Below are 22,492 nucleotides of genomic sequence, written 5' to 3'. Positions count from 1 at the left end.
TTACTGTGCAGTTTATTCTTGACCTTTGCGGCTGAAAATCGGAACATTTTGACATTGAACTTCAAAAAAATTGAACATAGGTTTTGTCATGCACTCTGTCATTAGCCTGGATGCGCTTAAAGTATTGGATGCTATAGATAGAAAAGGCAGTTTCTCGGCAGCGGCCGAGGCGCTTTTCAAGGTGCCATCTGCCTTGACCTATCAGGTTCAAAAGCTGGAGAGTGAGCTGGGAAGCAGATTATTTGAACGTAAGGGCACTCGGGCTCAACTTACCGAAGTGGGACGTTTGGTGTTGACCCAGGGGCGGGAGATCCTGGCGGCCACCGCCCGGCTTGAGGATGCCGTGAGGCAATTGGAAACCGGTTGGGAGGCGCAACTGACCCTGGCGCTGGATACGGTTTTGCCGCAGGCGCCGCTGCTTTCACTAATTAAAGAATTCACTGAGCTGGGTAAACAGCTCACCGTCAGCGTGACCCATGAGGCCCTTGGCGGCGGCTGGGATGCGCTTTATTCCAACCGCGCCGATATCGCCATAGGCGTCACGGGCGAATTGCCAAGAGGTCAGTATGAGTTGCAAAAGCTTGGTGAGCTGGAGTTTGTGTTTGTTGTGGCGCCTGAGCATCCCTTGGCGCAATTTGACACTGAGATAGCCTCTGAAGCCTTGTTGCAATTTCCATCTATCATAGTGGCAGATACCTCGCGCTCCTTGAGTCAGCGCTCCAGTGGGGTGTTTGACAGTCGTCAGCTTATCCGGGTGTCGTCGATGGAAGCCAAGATCACCGCACAGAAGATGGGAATAGGGGTGGGTTTTCTGCCTGTGCATTTGATCCGGGATGCGTTGGCCAAAGGTGAGTTGGTGCAGCGTGAAGTGGCCTTGCCCAGGCCTTCGCTGCCCATCTATATGGCCTGGCGAAAAGGGGAGATGGGAAAGGCGCTTGGCTGGTTTGCCGAGCGCCTGCAAGGCAGTGACTTTGGTTTATGAAGCGGTTGGTTTATGAAGCGGTTGGTTTATGAAGCTGTAGGTTTATGGAACCATAGGTTTATGAAGGCGGTAGGTTTATAAAGCAGTTTATAAAATGGCTTACAACCAGGGTTTAGGAGCAGAGCTTATGGCCTTGAATGGTTGCTTTGCCCGCACAGGGGCGAGGGATAACCGCGCTCAATGTGGCAGGCTTATTCGCCGGCTGCTTCGGCTCTGTGGCTGGTATAGTGCACATGGGGCAATAGCAACTCATCCAGTTTGGGAGCCTTTTTCAGGAAGTTGATGAAGGCGCCCGGCAATGTTAGTGATGGCATGGACTCCTGCCAGCGGGCTTGCAGCAGAGGCTCATAGCCTTCTTTCCCGGCCGTGGTGTAGCAGGTGGACACCCCGACATAATGCTGCTCTGGTGCCAGCGCTTGCCACAGGCCATTTGCCCGCAACAGCTCCAGCCGGAATAGTCTTTCTCCCTGCTGTCTGCGGCCATCATAGAAATATCTCAGCCCATAGGTATAGGGAAAACTGCCGGCGCCGGTACCACGCACACCGTTGTTGGTGGCGGCGTTGATGGCCGACTCCAGTGCCTGGTAGAGGTGTTCCCCGGCGATTTCATATTTAACCAGCGGCAATTCAAACGGCAACAGGCGCCCGAGCACATCGGCTTTGGTCAGTTGTCCTTGGGGCACAGATTGACGCACGCCGCCGGCGTTATGCAGCGCAAAGTCCACTCTTTGGTCTTTGGCTTTGGACTCCAGAAACATACTGCGGCTGACCCAGGGGGCTATTTCACTGCCGTGGGGCAGGCTGCGGCTTGGCAGACGGGTATGCACCAGAGGTTTGGATACCAGGGCAAGCACCTGATTTTCCATGCAGCTTATCGCCGGGCGGAACTCGTTGGCTATCACTTGCTCCATGGCTTCATCGTTATCATCCCAGTGAATACCTGGGTGTTGCTCCAAGATCGCCTTGGCGGCTTGATAGTCGGCTTCGGTGGCCGCCTGGGGGCCGCTCAGCAGAAACTGACGGTCCAGCATAAAGATGTTACTGCCTTCGAGTCGGGTCACCCGGCCCGCGTCATCGAACTGAATGTCGGCGAGCCCCAGGGTTTCGGCATGTTTACCGGCATGGAGGATAGGCACGCCGTTGACGCTTTCACCATAGGGCAGGCATGGCAGGCCAAAACCGCGGAAATCACCCATCAGGGTATGGGTGTGGCCGCCGACGATCAGGCTGATCCCAGGGATAGTTTCGGCCAGTAATCTGTCTTGATCCAACCCTAAGTGACTGAGCACTATGATATGCACTATGCCTTTGGCTCTGAGGGCTTCAACAGTCTTCCTGGTAGTGGCAAAGGCATCGGTAAATTCGGTATCGGGATCCGGCCTGGCGATGGCTTTCATTTGATCCAGAGTAATACCAACTATCGCCAGCTGCTTGTCGTGGAAAGGTTTTATCAGGCAGCGGCCGATGCCTGAGGTAGTATCCAGATCATAGAGGTTGTCCAGCCCTCGAAGACGCCCGGGCTTATCTTCAGCTTCGCCGCTGAGATCCATATTGGCCGCCAGCACAGGGAAGCCGACCTCCTTGATAAAACCGGCCAGCAGAGCGTTGCCATCGTCAATATCATGGTTGCCTATGACCATGGCATCGGGTGCCAACATCTTTAGCAGTTTGGCGTTGGCCCGGCCTTTGAACTGGCTGTAATACAAGGTGCCCTGGAAACAATCGCCGCCGTGGAGCAGGATAAAAGGCTGGTTTTGTGCTTGGGCAGCGTCTCTTGCGGCCTTGACCTGAGCCGAGATCCGAGCGTAGCCACCACTGTGGCTGTGAAGATCAAACTCGCGTCCCTGAGAGTCAATCTTGAACTGAACCCGGCTGGGATCCAAGTGTGAGTGGGTATCGTTGAGATGGGCAAGTCTTAAAACATAATCTGTGTGCATATCATCCTCATTCTGCGAGCGGGGATTGTACACCTCCAGAGGCAGATGAAAAAGGGGGAGCTCAAGCTCCCCCAAAATGATGACTGTATTGATGGGTGGGTCGTTAGCCTGTCAAACTATCTCCCACTTGGATGACACCTGTATTAAAGCACTGAATTAATATTCTGCAATCAGAGCCCTTGGGAGTCAGTGACCGGCTCTCTGTCATCCGAGAGGCGGATCCCTTTATCTTTCATGCGACGTTTCCAAAGTCGCCTTGCCAGTTGCTGCATGTCGGTGGCCGGGTCATTGATATCGACAATCTCCAGCCCCAGCAAGGATTCGATTATGTCTTCCAGTGTCACCAGCCCCTGACCGCTGCCGTACTCGTCAACCACCATGGCTATCTGAGCGTTGCGTTTGATCATCAGTTCAAACAGCGGCAGGATGCGGGCGGTTTCCGGCACTATCACCAAATTGCGCTTGAGGTTCCCTAGGGGCGCATCTGGGTTATCCCGTTCACTCAGCAGCACATCGGTACGATTGACATAGCCTATAATGTCGTCGTGATCCTTGTCGAAAATAGGCACCCGGGTGAAAGGCTTGTTGATATGCTGGCTGACAAATTCATGTTGAGTCAGGGCGGCCGGCAGAGTGAACATCACGGTTCTTGGAGTCATGATGGCAGTAACCGGCATCTCCTTGACGCTCAGCATCTGAGTCAGAATTTTGCTTTCCTGCTCATCCAGCTCACCGGATTCATGGCCTATCTTGGCCATGGCGCTCATTTCCTGACGGATATACTGGCCAGAGTCACCTTTGCCGAGCAAACGGGTAACCTTATTGGACATCCAGATAAGCGGCAGAGTGATGCGTTCCATCCACACCAGGGCAACAGACACACTGGGGGCCATGGCTCGCCAGTAGTTGGCACCTATGGTTTTGGGGATGATTTCGGAAAAGAATAGAATGAGGAAGGTCAGTACCCCGGAGAATACCCCCAACATCTCATCGCCAAACACTTTGGCGGCCTGGGCACCGGCCACGGCCGCACCTACGGTATGGGCTATGGTGTTGAGTGTCAAAATGGCGACCAGAGGAGATTCGACATTGTCTTTCTGTTTTTGAAGACGTTCGGCAGCGTCCGGGTTGGACTGGCGCTGCGACGCGATATAGCTGGGCGTCACCGAAAGCAGCACGGCTTCAAACACACTACAGAGAAAAGAGACGCCGATGGCGACCAATACAATAACGATAAGCGTTAGCATAAGGGGGGAATTATCACTCCGATGCAAAGGCCAACATTAGCCCAGCGCTATTCTATCATAGAGCTTGTGAGCTGAAGCTTAATTTTATGCTCGGTAGAGAGAAAGTAGGGTATAAGGGGAACCGCTGAATTACTGGCTATAGTTGCGGCCTATCTGTATAATTCGCCGCCCTGCTGCAGGTTTTGGTGTTGAGGAAAGTCAAATGAGTGAAAAAAAGATCAATCTTTTGGATCTTGATCGTAAGGCAATGCGTGAGCTTTTCGTCGAGTTGGGCGATAAGCCGTTTCGTGCCGAACAGCTGATGAAGTGGTTGTATCACTTCGGGATCAGTGACTTTGACCAGATGACCAATATCAACAAACACCTGCGGGCCAAGTTGAAAGAGCGCTGTGAAGTGGTAGCGCCGGAGATCTCCAGCTATCAGAAGTCGGCCGATGGCACCATCAAGTTTGCCATTAATGTCGGCGAAGGTCAGGAAGTGGAAACTGTCTATATTCCGGAAGATGATAGGGCGACTCTGTGTATCTCATCTCAGGTGGGATGTGCGCTGGAATGTACTTTCTGCTCCACGGCTCAGCAGGGCTTTAACCGTAACCTGACAGTGTCTGAAATTGTCGGCCAGATCTGGCGGGTATCCCACTTCCTCGGTTTTCAGAAGGAAACCGGTGAGCGCCCGGTCACCAATGTGGTGATGATGGGCATGGGTGAGCCCTTGCTGAACCTGGCCAATGTGATCCCGGCGATGGATATCATGCTGGATGACTTTGGTTTTGCCCTGTCCAAACGGCGGGTAACGGTTTCGACATCAGGCGTAGTACCTGCGCTGGATAAGTTGGGCGATGCCCTCGATGTGGCGCTGGCGGTCAGTATCCATGCCCCCAATGACGAGCTGCGTAACGAGTTGGTGCCTATCAACAAGAAGTATCCGCTTAACGAATTTTTGGCTGCTATTCGTCGTTATATCGCCAAGTCCAACGCTAACCGTGGCCGGGTCACACTGGAATATGTGATGCTGGATCATATCAACGACAGCACAGAGCAAGCCCATGAGTTGGCCAAACTGATGAAGGATACTCCTTGCAAGGTCAACCTTATTCCGTTTAATCCTTATCCGGGATCTCCTTACGGGCGTTCTTCCAACTCCCGTATCGACAGGTTTGCCAAAGTGCTGATGGAATACGGTCTGACTGTAATAGTGCGTAAGACCCGCGGCGATGATATCGATGCCGCCTGTGGCCAGTTGGCCGGTGATATACGTGATAGAACCAAGCGTCTGGCGAAAAAACGCATGCAAGCCAATCAAATTTCGGTCACAATGGATTAACTCTTTGTTTGTCCAGATTTATAGGTTTGCCAATGAAGCACGGATTGCCAGGTTTAACGCTCGCGTTACTGCTAGGGGCCATGTTGCCCGGATGTGTAACCGAGCGAACTTATGCCGGCACGGACATTCCGGTCTCGCAACGCCAGTTTGATAAAATTGCCGCCGCCAAGGAACGGACGCAGCTAGGCCTGACCTATCTGCAAAAAGGTAACTCCCAACAAGCCAAATATAATCTAGACAGAGCCATGGAATACGCCCCTCACCTTGAGGATGTGCATATTGCCATGGCTTATTATTATCAAACCGTGGGTGAAGTGGTGAAGGCTGAGCAAGCTTATGAAGCCGCCATAGATACCCGCAATGCCAGCGGCGACTCGATGAACAACTTTGGGGTATTTCTCTGCCAGCAGCAGAAATATGCCAAGGCAGAGAAGATGTTCCTGATGGCAATCGACAACCCCAGATATACCCGCACCGCCTCCAGCTATGAAAACCTGGGTATTTGCAGTCGGGATGCCGGGGAAAGAGAAAAAGCGCGACACTATTTTGAGATGGCGCTAAAGTATGAGCCCAGAAGACAGGTCTCATTACTGGAACTGACAGAATTGGAGCTTGACGCCCATAACTACGCCGCGGCCAGAATGCAATTGGAACGCCTCCACCGAGTAGTTCCTGAAACCGCGGAAAGCTTGGCGTTGGGCATTCGCATTGAGCAAGGGTTAAATGATGACGCGGCCGCCAAGCGATATGGAATATTGCTGCAGGCCAAATTTCCGGCGTCTCCCCAGGCTAAACAATACCGGGCAAGTATGCACTGATGACAGAGTTGAATAACCAAGTCAACAAGGATGAAGACGAGAACCCAAAGGTTCCCGGGCAAGAGGATACGCTCGGGTCATTACTGAAAAGCGCACGCGAACAAAAAGGTATCACTGTAGAAGATGCGGCTACCAGGCTGCACTTGCGCCCCTGCATAGTGACCGATATTGAAGCAGACTGTTTCAGCAATATCGATTCCTCCACCTATGTTCGTGGCTACGTGAAGAATTACGCCCGCATATTGGGCGTGGATAAAGAAGCTATCAACAATTGCCTGGCACGGCAGGTCCCCAAGGTGACTGAGCCGGCGATGCAGAGCTTTTCGCGCAAGACCAGCCGTCAGGCTACCGACAGCCGTTTGATGCTGGTGACTTACCTTATCGGTTTTCTGCTGCTGGCCCTGCTGGTGGTGTGGTGGCTGCAAAAACCTTCTGTGGTTTCCGATGTCGATTTCTCCCAACCTACGGCAGAAGAGGTGCAGCAGGCCAGAGAGTTTGAATCGCGTCAGGCACAAATAGCAGAAACCGAACTTCCGCCTGAAACTTCAACCGAAACACCTACCGCTGAAGTAGAGAAGAGTCTTGTTGAGGATAACAATACTGATGAAGCCAACTCTGGTGTTGTTAACTCAGATGTCGATATGACCGAGCAACCGTTGGCAACAGAGGCAACGCAGGCTTCTGTCGGTATCGAGCTTGATGGCGACTGCTGGATTAAACTTACAGATGCCAACGGCAAAACTTTGATAGATGGCTTGAGATCGCCAGGACAAACCATCAGGGTACAAGGCAAGGCGCCTTTTAAACTGGTCTTGGGCGCACCGCAGACAGTGAGTCTGACGTTTAACGGCCAGGCTGTGAGCCTTGCCGATTTCCCCAGCGGCCGGGTAGCCAGACTGACCCTGCCACAGGCATAATAGCACCAAGCAGGATAATTGAAGTGGCGCACTCATGGCGCCGAGTCAACAGAGCAGAATACGATGTACAGTGAAAATCCCATAAAACGCCGTCCTTCCACCCGCATCTATATCGGCAATGTTCCCATAGGTGATGGCGCTCCGATTGCCGTGCAATCCATGACCAATACCCGCACCACAGATATAGAAGCCACAGTAGCGCAAATCCGGGCGCTGGAAACTGTGGGCGCTGATATCGTACGGGTGTCTGTGCCTACCATGGATGCCGCCGAGGCGTTCAAGCTTATCAAGCAGCAGGTCAAGGTGCCGCTGGTGGCCGATATCCATTTCGACTACCGCATAGCGCTTAAAGTGGCGGAATACGGTGCCGACTGTCTGCGTATTAACCCAGGCAACATAGGCAATGAAGAACGTATCCGTGCCGTGGTTGAGTCTGCCCGTGACAAAAATATCCCCATCCGCATCGGGGTAAACGGCGGCAGTCTTGAAAAAGACTTGATGGACAAATACAAAGAGCCCACCCCGGAAGCCTTGCTGGAATCGGCAATGCGCCATGTGGATATTCTCGACAGGCTCAACTTCGACCAGTTCAAGGTCTCGGTGAAGGCATCGGACGTGTTCCTGGCCGTGGAGTCCTACCGTTTACTGGCGAAACAGATTAAACAGCCATTGCACCTTGGGATCACCGAAGCCGGTGGTGCCCGTGCCGGCGCCGTAAAATCGGCTGTGGGCCTGGGTATGCTGCTTGCAGAAGGCATAGGCGACACTTTGAGAGTGTCTTTGGCAGCCGATCCAGTAGAGGAGATCAAAGTTGGTTTCGATATCCTCAAGTCGCTGCGCATTCGCTCCCGCGGAATTAACTTTATCGCCTGTCCATCCTGTTCAAGACAAGAGTTTGACGTGATAGGCACGGTCAATGCCCTGGAGCAACGCCTGGAAGATGTGACCACAGCCATGGATGTCTCCATCATAGGTTGTGTGGTCAATGGCCCGGGGGAAGCCCTGGTGTCTCATATTGGCCTTACCGGCGGTAACCGCAAGAGCGGTTATTATGACGAAGGCGAGCGTCAGAAAGAGCGCTTCGACAACGACAATCTGGTCGATGCCCTTGAAGCCAAAATTCGCGCTAAGGCGCAAATGATGGAAAACCGTATTTCAGTCAAAGAAGCCGAATAATCCCTGATGACGTGAATGTGAACTGGCCAGCGCTGGCCAGTTTTACGTTTGCCGGTGAAGCGCCTATAATGGCTGGCATTTTTGAATTTTTAGCCCCAGAGCAAAACGAGTCGAGATAGTGGCAAAACAGATCCAAGCGATTCGCGGAATGAATGACATTCTGCCAACCCAAAGCCCCGTATGGCAAAAAGTTGAGGCGGTACTGCGCGCCTCGGTTGCCTCTTTCGGTTACAGTGAAATCCGCACACCTATCGTTGAGAACACAGACCTGTTCAAGCGTTCGATAGGGGAGGTGACAGATATTGTCGAGAAGGAGATGTACACCTTCGCCGATCGCAACGGTGACAGTCTCACCCTGCGTCCGGAAGGCACCGCCTCGACAGTTCGTGCCGGTAACGAACATGGCCTCTTGTACAACCAGGAACAGCGTCTGTGGTATATGGGCCCCATGTTCCGCCACGAGCGGCCACAGAAAGGGCGCTATCGTCAGTTCCATCAGTTCGGGGTTGAAGTTTATGGCATCAAGAGCGCCGATATTGACGCCGAAGTGCTGATGTTGTCTGCCTCTTTGTGGCAGAAGCTTGGATTGACCGACCATGTTTCGCTCGAGCTGAACACTTTGGGTGACAGCGACGAGCGCGCCGCCTATCGTGAAGCGCTGGTGGCCTTCCTCGAGCAACATAAAGACAAGCTGGACGAAGACAGTCAGCGGCGCATGTACAGCAACCCACTGCGGGTACTGGACTCAAAAGATCAGCAGGTTCAGGCCTTGCTGGCCGATGCCCCGGCGCTGATGGATTACCTGGGTGAAGACTCCAAGGCACATTTTGCCCGCTTGTGTGAACTCCTGGAGGCCGTTGGTATCCAATACAGGGTTAACCCACGCTTGGTACGCGGATTGGATTACTACAACCGCACCGTATTTGAGTGGGTCACCGATAGTTTAGGCGCTCAGGGCACTGTGCTGGCCGGTGGTCGTTACGACGGTCTGGTGAGCCAGCTTGGCGGTAAAGAAACGCCGGCAGTGGGCTTTGCCATGGGGCTGGAACGGATTGTTCTGCTGCTGGAAACCCTGGAGCTGAACGCCGATGTTGCTGCCGAAGTGGATGTCTACGTGACCGCCATGGGCGATGACTGCGTAATTGAGGCGATGAAAATTGCCCAGGAACTGCGTGAGAAGCTGCCCAAGCTTAAGGTGATGAGTCACTGCGGGGGTGGCAACTTCAAGAAACAGATGAAAAGAGCCGATAAGAGCGGCGCGGGTTTTGCGCTGATTATCGGTGAGACCGAACTGGCCAATAACAAGGTGGCGGTGAAACCGCTGCGGGGTGATGGCGCTCAGCAGGATGTTGAACGCCAGGCCCTGGCCGACTATTTGGCAGAACTGATTAAATAATTTAGAGGGGAAGTGCGGGTGGAAATCTACAGCACAGAAGAACAACAAGTTGAGGCGATCAAGCAGTTCTGGAGAGACTATGGTGTTTCGATAGTCGCTGGTGCCGTAATAGGTCTGGGTGGCCTTTATGGCTGGAACTATTATTCCGATGTCAAAGTCGAACGTGCCGAAGCTGCCTCTCAGGCTTTTAACCAGGCCTTGATGCAAGGCGGTGATGAAGCCACAGTGATGGCTGCCGCTGCCGAATTTGACAAGCAACACGCCCAGGCCGGTTACTCGGCGCTGATGCAACTGATTGTTGCCAAGAGCGCGGTAGAGGCCGGTGACCTGGCAAAAGCTGAAGCTGCCCTCAAAACCGTGATTGCCGCCAAGCCGGGTGATGCCCTTACAGCGGTTGCCACACTGCGTCTGGCACGAATTCAAGCTGAACAGGGCCAGGTTGCTACCGCTTTGACCACGCTTGAGCAGGTTAAAGATAGTGCCTTTGCTACCCAAAGAGATGAATTCAAAGGCGATCTGCTGTTGCGTCAAGGGGAAACCGACAAGGCGAGACTCGCTTACCAGGAAGCCGTTAAAAATGGCGGCGTGACAACCAGTCCGGCGCTGCAGATGAAACTCGATAACCTGAATCAGGCATAAGGAAGGCCAATGAAGTCGTGGTGTAAAACTCTTTTGGCCTGTGGCATGGCCATAGGCGCACTGACGGGTTGTGCTTCCAGCGATGTGGAAGAAGAACCTGTAAGCCCGCTGCTGGAGCTCAACGCCAGCGTATTCCCAGAGGTCAGTTGGAGTGCTTCGGTCGGCAGTGGTGTTGGCGATTATTACTCCCGCCTGCGTCCGGCAGTGCGCTACGGCAAAATTTTTGTTGCCGACCGCTATGGTGAAGTAATCGCCTTTGACGAGAGCAGCGGCGAGAAGGTCTGGAGCACCGACTTCAGCGAAGCATTCCGTGATGGTGCCCTGAAAAAGAACAAGGGCGCTCGTCTGGCATCCGGCGTGACCGCGGCCCGTAACAAGGTGTTTGTCGGTGGAGAGAGTGGCCTTTTGGCGGCGCTTGACGCTGAAACCGGTGAAGTGCTTTGGCACGCCGTAGCAGAAGGCGAGCTATTGTCCTTGCCCGCAGTTGCCGAAGACATGGTGGTGGTTAACAGCAGCTCAGGCTCGCTGGATGCCTTTAATGTCGACACAGGTGAAAAGCTTTGGAGCTATGAAGCTTCCTTGCCAAACTTGACTCTGCGCGGTAGCAGTTCTCCTGCGTATGCTCAGGGTGGTTTCTTTGTTGGTACGGCCGATGGCAAGGTCGCAGTTATTATCAAAAACAATGGCCAGCCAGCTTGGGAGCAACCGATTTACACCCCTAAAGGCGGCAACGAGTTCAGCCGTATGGCCGATGTCGATATGACGCCGCTGTTGTTGGGTGACAACCTGTACGCCGTGAGCTACAACGGTAACCTGGTGAGCATGGAAATGCGCAGTGGCCGTATTGTCTGGTCGCGCAAGTACTCCAGTTTCCACGAGCTGGACAGTGCGGGCTTGAGTCTGTATTTGGTGGACGATCACAGCCGTGTATACTCAGTGGACAGACGTAACGGTCTGGAGCTTTGGAGTAACTCGGATCTGACAAATAGGGATCTGACTGCTCCGGCCGTGTTCCAGGACTATGTAGTGGTAGGTGACTTTGAAGGTTATCTGCACTTTATCGATCGCAGCAACGGCCAAATTGTCGGTCGGGTGCAGGTCGATAGCTCGGGTCTGTTCAGTCAACCTCTGGTGGTTGACGACAAAATTTATCTGCAGACCCGGGATGGCAAAATTGCCACAGTAACTCTGCCCTGATCCCAGGCTTTGATACTGCCAAGCCCCTGGGAGTGCGTTCCGGGGGCTTTTTATTGAGAAGTTTTAAAGAGGCAAAAAGATGATTCCTGTAGTGGCCCTGGTAGGGCGACCCAATGTCGGTAAGTCGACCCTGTTCAATCGTCTGACCCGCACCCGTGATGCACTGGTGGCGGATTACCCAGGCTTGACGCGGGATCGTAAATACGGTCGTGCCTATCTGTCAGGTTACGAATTCATCCTGGTGGATACCGGCGGTATTGACGGCACCGAAGAAGGCATAGAAACCAAGATGGCCGAGCAATCGCTGGCGGCTATCGAAGAAGCGGATGTAGTGCTGTTTCTGACGGATGCCCGCGCCGGTTTGACCGCGGCCGATCAGGCCATAGCCCAACATCTTCGCAGTCGGCAAAAGACCACCTTTGTGGTGGCCAACAAGATTGACGGTATCGATGCCGATTCCGCCTGCGCCGAATTCTGGGCCCTGGGCCTGGGTGAGGTGTATCAGATGGCGGCGGCTCATGGCCGTGGTGTTACCAATATGATTGAGTATGCGCTGGCTCCTTTTGCCGAGGCGATGGGGATTAACCCGGATGCGCCCGAGGAAGAGAAGGTCGACGAGCGTCAATACACAGAAGAGGAAGCCGAAGCCGAGCAGGCCAGATTGCAGGACTTGCCTATCAAGCTGGCGATTATCGGCAAGCCAAACGTGGGCAAGTCGACCCTGACCAACCGCATCCTCGGTGAAGAGCGGGTAGTGGTTTATGATGAGCCGGGCACCACCCGTGACTCCATTTATATTCCAATGCAGCGTGAAGGCCGTGAGTACGTCATTATAGACACAGCCGGGGTGCGTCGCCGCGCCAAGGTGCATGAAGTCGTTGAAAAGTTCTCGGTGATTAAAACCCTGAAAGCGGTTGAAGACGCCAACGTGGTGCTCTTGGTTATCGATGCCCGTGAAGGTATCGCCGAGCAGGATCTTGGTTTGCTGGGCTTTGCCCTCAACGCCGGCCGGGCGCTGGTGATTGCGGTCAACAAGTGGGACGGCATAGACAATGACGTCAAGGAAAGGGTCAAGAGTGAGCTGGACCGTCGCCTGGGTTTTATCGACTTTGCCCGCATTCACTTTATCTCGGCGCTGCATGGCACAGGTGTGGGTCATCTGTATGAATCTATCGAAGAAGCTTACGACAGTGCTACCAGACGGGTGTCCACTTCGCTGCTGACCAAGATAATGCAGATGGCGCAGGACGACCATCAGCCGCCTCTGGTCAATGGTCGCCGGGTCAAGCTCAAGTATGCCCACGCCGGTGGTTACAACCCGCCTATCGTGGTGGTACACGGCAACCAGGTATCCAAGCTGCCGGACTCCTATAAGCGTTATATGATGAACTACTACCGCCGCTCGCTGAAAGTTGTGGGTACGCCCATCCAGCTGCGCTTCCAGGAGGGGGCCAACCCCTTTGAAGGCAAGGGGGAGAAACTGACCCTGAGCCAGGAAAGACGTCGCAAGCGGATGATGGCGCACATTAAAAACAAGAAATCCTGATAGGGTTTTCGCAAAACAAAGCCGGGTTAGTCCCGGCTTTGTTGTTTTTGATGACCAATATTACACATTAATTCAGTGAGCTGTGTTTAATGAAGGGCCTGTGAACTGGAATAACATCTGCGAACGATTCACAGGTATTTTCCATTCGGTTCCCTTCTCCGGCGAGGAGCATGTATCTGATTGATGCTATTCCTCTATGATGGCTTCAATTCTTGAGAGCAGCGCGCCCTGTTTCAACTGGGTACGCATCTGCTCGCCGACCACGGCGTCCTCGCTGTTTTCGAGGACTTTCCCGGCTTCGTTCTTGCTGATGCTGTAACCTCTGGACAGAGTCGATAGTGGGCTGACACTTTCCAGCGAATGGGCGCCGGCCCCCAGGCGTGCCTTGGCCTCTTTCAGTTTATCGGCGATGGCATCCTGCAACTGTTGACCGAGATAATTCAATCTGTTGCCTTCCAGGCTCAGCTTGTGGGCCGGACTCTGGGCTTCGAGGCGGCTCTTGAGCTGTAGCTGTCTGTGTTCCAGCCGGTGCAGGCGATTGTTGATGGCGGCCGTCATTCTCAGTTGCTGCTCATCAAACTGCTGTACCAGCTGTTCCAGCCGCCGCTTGGGATCCTGGCGTTGCAATTTGTGATCCAGCAGTGACAGCTGTTGGCGTTTGGCTAAGTGCCAGTGTTGCCAGCCCTGGCGCAGCCTGGCCATGGCAGTGGTCAGCTTTTGCCGCTTGTTGTCGACATCCTGGGATACCAGCTCGGCGGCGGCCGATGGGGTAGGGGCACGCAGATCGGCGACATAGTCACTGATACAGGTATCCACTTCATGGCCCACTGCTGAAATTACCGGCAGGGCGCTGTTGTAGATGGCGTGGGCCAGATTTTCATCGTTGAAACACCACATATCTTCCAGGCTGCCGCCGCCGCGGGTCAGCAGTAACAGATCCACCTCCAGCCTCTGGTTGGCCAAGGTGAGTGCCTCAATAAGCTGGTTGGCGGCAGTGTCGCCCTGAACCTGTGAGGGGTAGATCACCACTTCGATGGAAGGATCGCGGCGTTTCAGTACATGCAGTACGTCGCGTATGGCGGCGCCAGTGGGGGAGGTGATCACCCCGATGCGCTGGATGTTGGCCGGTAGTGGTCGTTTGGTCTCGGCGGCAAACAGGCCTTCGGCCGCGAGCTTCTGCTTCAGCGCTTCATACTGCTGCGCCAGCAAGCCATCACCGGCAGGCAGCATGGTTTCGATAAGCAGTTGATAATCGCCCCTAGGCTCATAGACACTCAGGGCTGCCCGCACCAGCACTTGCTGGCCGTTGACCGGGCGGAAGGTCACATTCTGATTGCGGCCACGGAACATGGCGCAGCGAATTTGTGAGTGGTTGTCCTTGAGTGTCAGATACCAATGGCCCGAGCTTGGGCTGGCAAAGTTGGAAATTTCGCCATTGAGCCAAATCCTGCCGAGGTTTCCCTCCAACAAGGCACGAACTTCGGCATTGAGGCGGGAGACGGTATATACCTGTTTTTTGAGCTCTGGCATGGAATTTGCGTTCAAATTGGAATTTTTCTCTATTTTCCCATTTACCACCCCGGGGTTGCAAGGTATAATGCCGCCGCAATATTTCACCTTCAATCTAACCCCCGGGGAGATGTTGCAATGCTACGATTAATTAAAGAAGCGCTTACCTTTGACGATGTGCTGCTGGTTCCGGCCCACTCGACCGTTCTCCCTAATACCGCCAATCTCAAGACCCGTCTGACCGACAAAATCGAACTGAATATCCCCCTGGTGTCCGCTGCAATGGACACAGTGACCGAAGCCCGTTTGGCAATCGCCATGGCGCAAGAAGGTGGCTTGGGCTTTATTCATAAGAATATGAGTATTGAACAGCAGGCCGAAGAAGTTCGTAAAGTGAAGATCTATGAAGCAGGTGTGGTTCAACAGCCTGTAACAGTAACACCTTCCACGACACTGGCCGAGCTTAAGGTATTAACCGAAAAGAACGGATTTGCCGGCTATCCGGTAATCAATGACGCCAACGAACTGGTGGGTATCATCACTGGCCGTGACGTGCGCTTCGTGACCGATACCAACCGCCTGGTTTCTGAAATCATGACCCCGAAAGAGCGTCTGGTGACTGTACCTGAAGGCACCAAGCTGGATGAAGTACAAAAGCTGATGCACTCTAACCGCATTGAAAAAGTGCTGGTTGTGAATGATGAATTCCAGCTTAAGGGCCTGATCACTGTTAAAGACTTCGAGAAAGCCGAGCGTAAGCCCAATGCCTGTAAAGATGAGCTGGGCCGTCTGCGTGTTGGCGCCGCTGTTGGTGCTGGTCCAGGTAACGAAGAGCGTGTTGATGCGCTGGTCAAAGCCGGTGTCGATGTACTCTTGATTGATTCATCCCACGGCCATTCTGAAGGGGTACTGCAGCGTATTCGCGATACCCGTGCCAAGTATCCGGATCTGCAAATCGTTGGCGGCAACGTGGCGACCGCCGAAGGCGCCCTGGCGCTGGTAGAAGCCGGTGTGAATGCGGTTAAAGTCGGTATTGGCCCTGGCTCTATCTGTACTACCCGTATCGTTACCGGCGTGGGGGTACCGCAAATCACTGCAGTTTCCGATGCCGCTGCTGCCGTTAAGCATCTGGGTATCCCAGTGATTGCCGATGGCGGTATCCGTTTTTCAGGCGATCTGGCCAAGGCGCTGGCCGCCGGTGCATCTTGCATCATGGCAGGTTCCATGTTTGCCGGTACCGATGAATCTCCAGGTGAAACTGAACTCTACAAGGGCCGCGCTTATAAATCTTACCGAGGTATGGGCTCACTGGGCGCCATGTCTCAGGGCTCTTCCGATCGCTACTTCCAGAGCGACAACGCCGCCGACAAACTGGTACCTGAAGGTATTGAAGGCCGTGTTCCCTATAAAGGCAAAATCAAAGAGATTATCCATCAGTACATGGGCGGTTTGCGTTCCTGTATGGGGCTGACAGGCTGCGCCACCATTCAGGAATTGGGCGATAAGGCCCAGTTCGTCAAGGTGACTTCTGCCGGTATGGGCGAATCCCACGTTCACGATGTGACTATCTCCAAAGAAGCGCCGAACTACCGTTCAGGCGTTTAACAAATTCGGGGCGGCATGAGTGTCGCCCTTGGTTTATAAGCAGATAAAAACTGTGCCTGTTACGGCAGGCACTGCAATCAAACTAAAGAGATAAAGGTTATCAATGAGCAATATTCATGAGCACAAGATACTGATCCTTGATTTCGGATCCCAGTATACCCAGCTGATTGCCCGTCGTATCCGCGAAATTGGCGTCTACTGTGAACTCTGGGCCTGGGATGTCAGTGAAGAGCAGATCCGCGAGTTTGCCCCTCAGGGCATTATTCTGGCCGGTGGTCCCGAGAGTGTCACCGCCGACAATTCTCCCCGAGCCCCAGAGTATGTGTTCAATGCAGGCGTGCCTGTACTGGGTATCTGTTACGGTATGCAGACCATGAGCGAACAGCTGGGTGGCAAGGTTATCCAAGGCATAGGCGAGGGCGAGTTCGGTTACGCGCAAATCGAACTGCTGGCCGAATCTGCACTGTTCAAAAACATCGAAGATGCCGTTAACGAAGCCGGTCGTCCATTGCTGGATGTATGGATGAGCCACGGTGACAAAGTCTCGGCCATCCCTGAAGGCTTTGTCGCAGTTGCCAAGACCGAAACCTGTCCATTCGCCGCCATGGCCAATGAAGCCAAAGGTTTCTACGGCGTGCAGTTCCACCCTGAAGTGACCCATACCCGTCAGGGTAAGCGTATGCTGGAGCATTTCGCGCTGGAAATCTGTGGCTGTGAAGCCAAGTGGAAACCCGCTTCCATCATCGAAGACGCCGTTGAGCGCCTTAAAAAGCAGATAGGTGGCGATGAAGTGATCCTGGCGCTTTCCGGTGGGGTTGACTCCTCTGTTACCGCCATGCTGCTGCACCGCGCCATCGGCGACAGACTCACCTGTGTGTTTGTCGACAACGGCCTGCTGCGTCTGAACGAAGGCGAGCAAGTGATGGAGATGTTCGGCGACCACTTCGGTCTTAACATCATCAAGGTTGAAGCCGAAGACAGATTCCTCAATGCCCTCAAAGGCGAAAACGACCCAGAAGCCAAGCGCAAGATCATCGGCCGGGTGTTTGTGGAAATCTTCGACGAAGAAGCCGGTAAGTGCGTTAACGCCAAGTGGCTGGCCCAGGGCACCATCTACCCTGATGTCATCGAGTCTGCCGGCAGCGCCACAGGCAAGGCCCATGTGATCAAGTCACATCATAACGTCGGCGGCCTGCCGGAAGATATGGAGCTGGGTCTGGTTGAACCGCTGCGTGAACTGTTCAAAGACGAAGTACGCAAGATTGGCCTGGAGCTGGGTCTGCCTTACGACATGCTCTATCGCCACCCATTCCCTGGCCCAGGCCTGGGCGTACGGGTACTCGGCGAAGTCAAGAAAGAGTACTGCGATCTGCTGCGCCGCGCCGATGCCATCTTCATCGAAGAGCTGCGCAAAGCCGAACTGTACGACCGTGTCAGCCAGGCCTTCACTGTGTTCCTGCCGGTTCGCAGCGTAGGTGTAATGGGCGATGGCCGCAAGTACGACTGGGTTGTGTCTCTGCGCGCCGTGGAAACCATCGACTTTATGACAGCCCATTGGGCTCACCTGCCGTACGACTTCCTCGGCCGGGTGTCCAACCGCATCATCAATGAAATCGACGGCATCTCCCGCGTGGTGTACGACATCTCAGGCAAGCCACCGGCAACGATTGAGTGGGAATAAGCCCTCCGGGATAGTGATTTAAAAAGGCGCTTCGGCGCCTTTTTTTCTATCAGTACTCTATCAGCCTTAAATCGTGGGATTTGTGAATACTTTTGTAGGTTTTTTTGGGGAAAGGTCAGGGGCACTACATTTCTATCCCAAAATCTTGCGGAGGTATTTGGTTTCTTCGCAGTGATGTTCATTCTGATTCTGGCCTTCCATTTTTGGGGCCGTGGCTGCACAACACCGGACACGGCCCGAAGATGAAAGCCATTGCCGACAAAATGGAGGTGTTCCAAAACAGGTTGGCCGGGCGTGCCTACAAGGACATGACGAGATCGGTCGATCAAATCGACAAAATGAGACGCTGGCAGTTTGGCAGCTACAAGTAGTTAGAAGGTACATGTTGCCTGTGATGGTGCACCGGTCCGCATTTCCATATACATCTGACCGATATGGTGATCACACAATATATGGTAAAGCTGTAGCTCGTTTCTGGACAGAAGTTTGTTAGTGTATTTGCTAATTTAGTATTTGACGGATTATATGGGGTACTGCAAACCTCTACCTATTGGCCAAATTCACTCATCTACTACTAGCCAAGCATCAGAATGCAACCTTCCCAGCAATAGCGACTTCGTTACGTTTATTGGAAAAAGTACACAATAACAAGTAAATTTTGATGGAGTAACCATCTGATTTACTTCTACTACTTGAGTGAAATTTGCTGTCCTTCTGGTAATATGAAAGAGCCTTTATTAAGAGGTCAAACTAGTCAATCTATAAAGTTCAAGTTGGTTCCTATGCAGAAAAAGTCAGTAACTAAGCCACCACTATATCAAGGCCACGCTCTTTCATTAAATCAACTTACGCCTGAGGACTTTGAAGACTTTACTTATCAATGCTTAACCATCTTGAGCGAGCGTATCGGCCTCGAAATGCAAAGTGGCCGTCAGCCTGCTGCTGATCAAGGTTTTGATTGCGTTGCAAAAACGCTGGATACCAACAGTATCGTTTGCATACAGTGCAAACGATACTCAAGCACTAGCTTGAGTGTGGATCTTACGGCTAAAGAGATCATTAAAGCTGCATTAGATGCGGCAATCAACGGTTCAACAGTTGAGCAACACTACATTATCACTTCAGGAACAGTAGCTGGTAATTTAAGAATAGCTCTTAGGCAGGACAACTACACAGATATTAAATCTAAGTGTAAAGAAATCATTTCCAAAGGTGATTTTCAGCCTAGTTTGCTCAACAAAGTAAAAGAGCTAGGGTTATCAAGTTATACCTTAGTTTCCGACTACTTGGACAACATTAAAAAACTGATAGTTTGGTCTGGTACCGATTTTACAAATAACCTCTTAATCGTATGGGATAAGCTAACTAATATCATTGAAAAACACTATTCTGTTGAAAGAGTATTAAAAGATTCACCTACGCCTAACTTTAATACAGTAGAGTATTGTGAAAAAGTAGCTAATAAAGGAACTCGATTTGTCGGGCTTTGGTATAGCCATACTAACCTACCGAATAATCTGGTTAGCAACACACGTGTAGAGACAATAGGAAACGGTTTCCTGTCAACCGAAGACATTGCTAATCTATTGAGAAGTGGAAACAACGTCGTTCTCTCATCATTGGGTGGCAGCGGTAAGTCTAGTACTTTAATTAACTTAGCTAGTACGCTAGTTAAAGATGCATTCGATATAGAATTTTTGCCTGTACTTATAAAATTAAGAAGTTACTCTAGAGGTAACTTAGAAAAAGCCATCAATCAATCACTTGATATTTCTTATGGTTCATGGAGGAGTTTACCCTACAAATGTATATTACTTCTTGATGGATTAGACGAAATGATTCAAAGCGATACACAGGCTTTTTTTGACGAATTATCAGCAATAATTGGTAATAATTCTTTTATTCTATCATCAAGAAACACAGGTGTTTCCGTAGAAACTCTTGCTGAAAAGGTTGATTACTGTCTTGAGATCAAGCCTCTATCCTATCGGGATGTTGTAAATATTTCTTCAAAATCAATGCTAGAAAGTGAGCAAAATAAATTTTGTAATCTATACAGAAACAAAATAGGAAGTGTTGGATTTAACTTTTTATTCTCTCCTTTTGCTCTATCACTCTCAATTAAATACTATCAAGACTGTGGGAAATTGCCTGAAAGTTTAAACGAAATTATTGAAAACTGGATTTCTTCTAAAGTTAAACTTGATAAGTGTAGGATCAAGAATACATCTCTCATTGTAAATAAACTACCCTATTTTAAAGTGAAAGAAGCTTTTTCACTTGTTACATATAAAGCCATTTTTCAAAAGGGCTTAACCTCTCTGTCAGAAGCTGATTATTGGGAGCTTTTGGGAGAAACATATAATGAGCTGACTACTCAAGGTTTATCTGTAGCGAAGATGTTGAGCTTTGAGTCATTCTTGGAGTTGCTTGAACAGCATGAAATATATGTCAAGGACAATGATGGTGTTTACTCCACGCCTCATAAGATAATCTCAGAATACTTAGCTTCGATTGAGTTAAGCAAAAACTGGAGAAGCCATAAAAATAGCTACCTACACTCTGAATATGATATTTGGTTATATTGCAGCACATTCATTAACAATGAAGAAAAACAAGAATTTATTGAATTTATGTTCGAATGCGATCTTTCACTAGCGACCAAGGTCGCTAAACAATATGGCGGGGATTTTATAGAGTTTGTTGAAGAAAGAATACTCGAAATAGAACAGAACTTTGAAGTAATAACTAGAAGTAATGCTATATATTCTCTTGGTATTTTGGGTACTCAGAAGTGTATTGAGCGGCTCAAATCTAGTGAAGGTTTACTTGATCCTCATCACCAATATCAGCGACGAAGAGCGCTAGCTATCAATGGCGACCGTGACACACTGATTAGCATTCTCGCAGATAACGAGATCAAGGCACAGATGCCTATGAAGATATCAGGAGGTGAATATGAGATTTGGTTTCAGTGTCCTCCAACTCTTATTACTGAGATCGCTAGAGAGCGTCTGAATACTTGGAAAAATGATCAAACCACTCCTGTTTGTATGAGCCTAAGAACCTTGAGAATTTTTGGTGATAATTCTGATATTTCTAACATCAAACTTATATTGCAGGAAACATCAAAGGAGCAAGAGTTTAATGATGCTGCCGCAACTCTTTACAGTATAGATAATGAGTGTCTGATAGAGTCGCTAGAACTATTGGCAGAACCTTCAAATGACAAGTCATATTGGGCAAAGAAAAACCTCACAGCACTTAATTTTAATTGCAATATTGATGATGAGATCACTTTTTTTATTGAGCAAGGGCTAAAGTCTCAAGAAGAACTAAGTGACCAGAGCTATATGTATGGAATGCATAGCTTCGTTGAGTTCATCTGCAAGAATAAAATAACTGATGAACATATTGAAAAGCTCATTAGTGCGTATAGAAAACTAACTTTTTCAAGTGATTTTTATTATTGCAATCTATTTTGGTATATCGCTAATTCCACTAAATCTGATAAATTTATGCCCTTGGTAGAGTCCGCTTATTTGCGAAATAATCCTTCGGAGATAAATAATGCTATCGCTTATCTAGCAAAGCTTGATTCTCTTGATATAAGTCAAAAGTTAAAAAAAAAGATAGATGATTATTTTAAATCACTAGATAGTGAACTAAAAGGCATTTATCACAACTACATCCACTTCTATTTTAAACATGGTTCAAAAGATTTAGCAAAGAGCTTGCTTATTGACGAATTTAATAGCACATTTGGTAATCTTGATCCCCAAACGATAACTAGAGAACAATATATTTCATTTGATTTCCCTAACGCCTCAATCTTTAACATACTATCTAAATACGTGAGTGAAATTGATTTCTCCATAGAGATGTCACTAAAGTTCCTGTTAGTATGCAGTGAACACATGGCTGATATAGCCTTGTCAAAATATAGCATATTAGATAAAATAGATAGAGCCACACTAGACAATTATGCAGAACAAATAAAAGATGATTCTGTTAGAGTTTCTGAAGTAAGTTACTTGCTTAAAAATAATTTATCAAGCATGCCTTTAATACAACTGGAAAAGTATCTACCATACTTTCTTTCCCACCATATGTACTATCCGACATTAGAGGCTTTATATAATAAATATTGGAATGATAATTTAGCCCGTTCCTTTCTAACGTGCTTTATCACACATAACTGGAGTGATGTCTCTGCTCAAATGTTTGATAAATACATCAACTTCTTTTTGACCTTATTTACTAAGGAGCAGTTAGAGGAGTTTGAAAGTCAACGCACTACGGATGTGAACGTTTATATCGAAAGGATCTACAGAATTTGGCTTGGCTCATACAAGGTACACTACCAAAAACTGTAGAGACCTTGGATTCAGTCCTTGCTTTTTGCATGGCATTACTCAAAATATTGCAAAAGCCTCATGTGCAAGTTTGGGGAGCGATTAGTGCTGACGAAAAATACAGGACAGCCATATCTTTTTGATGTTTCACACTGATGCTAAA

General features: G+C 50.5%; 16 protein-coding genes. 13 read left to right on the top strand and 3 right to left on the bottom strand.

The window, feature by feature from the left end; translation table 11 throughout:
• Nucleotides 1-88: 88 nt before the first annotated feature.
• Nucleotides 89-982: a LysR family transcriptional regulator gene (locus RC73_RS13180; RefSeq protein WP_039035078.1), complete on the top strand. Its 894-nt coding sequence runs from the start codon at nt 89-91 to the stop codon at nt 980-982.
• A 191-nt stretch (nt 983-1,173) separates the two neighbouring features.
• Here RC73_RS13180 and RC73_RS13175 read toward each other — a convergent pair whose 3' ends face one another.
• Together RC73_RS13175 and RC73_RS13170 are read right to left on the bottom strand one after the other, a co-directional pair.
• On the bottom strand, nt 1,174-2,919 hold the full coding sequence (locus RC73_RS13175) for a bifunctional metallophosphatase/5'-nucleotidase (protein WP_039035117.1): 1,746 nt from the start codon (nt 2,917-2,919) through the stop codon (nt 1,174-1,176).
• A gap of 170 nt (nt 2,920-3,089) precedes the next feature.
• A complete protein-coding gene (locus tag RC73_RS13170; protein WP_039035077.1) occupies nt 3,090-4,166 on the bottom strand; it encodes a CNNM domain-containing protein in 1,077 nt (358 codons plus the stop codon).
• 202 nt (nt 4,167-4,368) lie between these two features.
• On the opposite strand from RC73_RS13170, the gene RC73_RS13165 reads away from it, so the two are divergent.
• The 8 genes from RC73_RS13165 (at nt 4,369) to der (ending at nt 13,179) form a co-directional block, all read left to right on the top strand.
• Nucleotides 4,369-5,490: a bifunctional tRNA (adenosine(37)-C2)-methyltransferase TrmG/ribosomal RNA large subunit methyltransferase RlmN gene (locus tag RC73_RS13165; RefSeq protein ID WP_039035076.1), complete on the top strand. Its 1,122-nt coding sequence runs from the start codon at nt 4,369-4,371 to the stop codon at nt 5,488-5,490.
• Nucleotides 5,491-5,522: 32 nt separating this feature from the next.
• Nucleotides 5,523-6,308: a type IV pilus biogenesis/stability protein PilW gene (gene pilW / locus RC73_RS13160; protein WP_039035075.1), complete on the top strand. Its 786-nt coding sequence runs from the start codon at nt 5,523-5,525 to the stop codon at nt 6,306-6,308.
• The gene (locus tag RC73_RS13155; RefSeq protein ID WP_039035074.1) at nt 6,308-7,225 is read left to right on the top strand and encodes a RodZ domain-containing protein; all 918 of its coding nucleotides are present in this window, start codon (nt 6,308-6,310) and stop codon (nt 7,223-7,225) included. The genes pilW and RC73_RS13155 overlap by 1 nt, the downstream gene beginning before the upstream one ends.
• 63 nt (nt 7,226-7,288) lie before the next feature.
• Nucleotides 7,289-8,401: a flavodoxin-dependent (E)-4-hydroxy-3-methylbut-2-enyl-diphosphate synthase gene (gene ispG / locus RC73_RS13150; protein WP_039035073.1), complete on the top strand. Its 1,113-nt coding sequence runs from the start codon at nt 7,289-7,291 to the stop codon at nt 8,399-8,401.
• Between the two features lie 118 nt (nt 8,402-8,519).
• The gene (gene hisS, locus RC73_RS13145; RefSeq protein ID WP_039035072.1) at nt 8,520-9,797 is read left to right on the top strand and encodes a histidine--tRNA ligase; all 1,278 of its coding nucleotides are present in this window, start codon (nt 8,520-8,522) and stop codon (nt 9,795-9,797) included.
• An 18-nt stretch (nt 9,798-9,815) separates the two neighbouring features.
• The gene (locus RC73_RS13140; protein WP_039035071.1) at nt 9,816-10,436 is read left to right on the top strand and encodes a YfgM family protein; all 621 of its coding nucleotides are present in this window, start codon (nt 9,816-9,818) and stop codon (nt 10,434-10,436) included.
• Between the two features lie 9 nt (nt 10,437-10,445).
• The gene (gene bamB, locus RC73_RS13135; RefSeq protein ID WP_039035070.1) at nt 10,446-11,633 is read left to right on the top strand and encodes an outer membrane protein assembly factor BamB; all 1,188 of its coding nucleotides are present in this window, start codon (nt 10,446-10,448) and stop codon (nt 11,631-11,633) included.
• 79 nt (nt 11,634-11,712) lie between these two features.
• A complete protein-coding gene (der, locus tag RC73_RS13130) occupies nt 11,713-13,179 on the top strand; it encodes a ribosome biogenesis GTPase Der (RefSeq protein WP_039035069.1) in 1,467 nt (488 codons plus the stop codon).
• Between the two features lie 186 nt (nt 13,180-13,365).
• On the opposite strand, the gene xseA is transcribed toward der, so the two are convergent.
• Nucleotides 13,366-14,709 carry an exodeoxyribonuclease VII large subunit gene (gene xseA, locus RC73_RS13125; protein WP_039035068.1) on the bottom strand — a complete coding sequence of 448 codons (1,344 nt, stop codon included), beginning with the start codon at nt 14,707-14,709 and terminating at the stop codon, nt 13,366-13,368.
• 117 nt (nt 14,710-14,826) lie between these two features.
• Between xseA and guaB the strand changes: the two genes are divergently transcribed.
• From guaB to RC73_RS13105, 4 genes are all read left to right on the top strand, one after another.
• Nucleotides 14,827-16,293, top strand: coding sequence for an IMP dehydrogenase (guaB, locus tag RC73_RS13120; RefSeq protein WP_028779199.1), 1,467 nt, complete (start codon nt 14,827-14,829; stop codon nt 16,291-16,293).
• Nucleotides 16,294-16,396: 103 nt separating this feature from the next.
• Nucleotides 16,397-17,974 (top strand): glutamine-hydrolyzing GMP synthase, encoded by a 1,578-nt coding sequence (gene guaA / locus RC73_RS13115; RefSeq protein ID WP_039035067.1) that lies wholly within the window; start codon nt 16,397-16,399, stop codon nt 17,972-17,974.
• Nucleotides 17,975-18,216: 242 nt separating this feature from the next.
• Nucleotides 18,217-18,345: a hypothetical protein gene (locus RC73_RS21390; RefSeq protein ID WP_443018439.1), complete on the top strand. Its 129-nt coding sequence runs from the start codon at nt 18,217-18,219 to the stop codon at nt 18,343-18,345.
• Between the two features lie 351 nt (nt 18,346-18,696).
• Entirely contained in the window at nt 18,697-22,350 is a 3,654-nt protein-coding gene (locus tag RC73_RS13105) for a restriction endonuclease (protein WP_082014323.1), read from the top strand.
• Nucleotides 22,351-22,492 lie beyond the last annotated feature (142 nt).

Source organism: Shewanella sp. ECSMB14102 (genome assembly GCF_000813075.1).
In the GTDB taxonomy this organism is placed as follows: domain Bacteria; phylum Pseudomonadota; class Gammaproteobacteria; order Enterobacterales; family Shewanellaceae; genus Shewanella; species Shewanella indica.
This window is presented reverse-complemented; position numbering and strand designations above follow the sequence as displayed.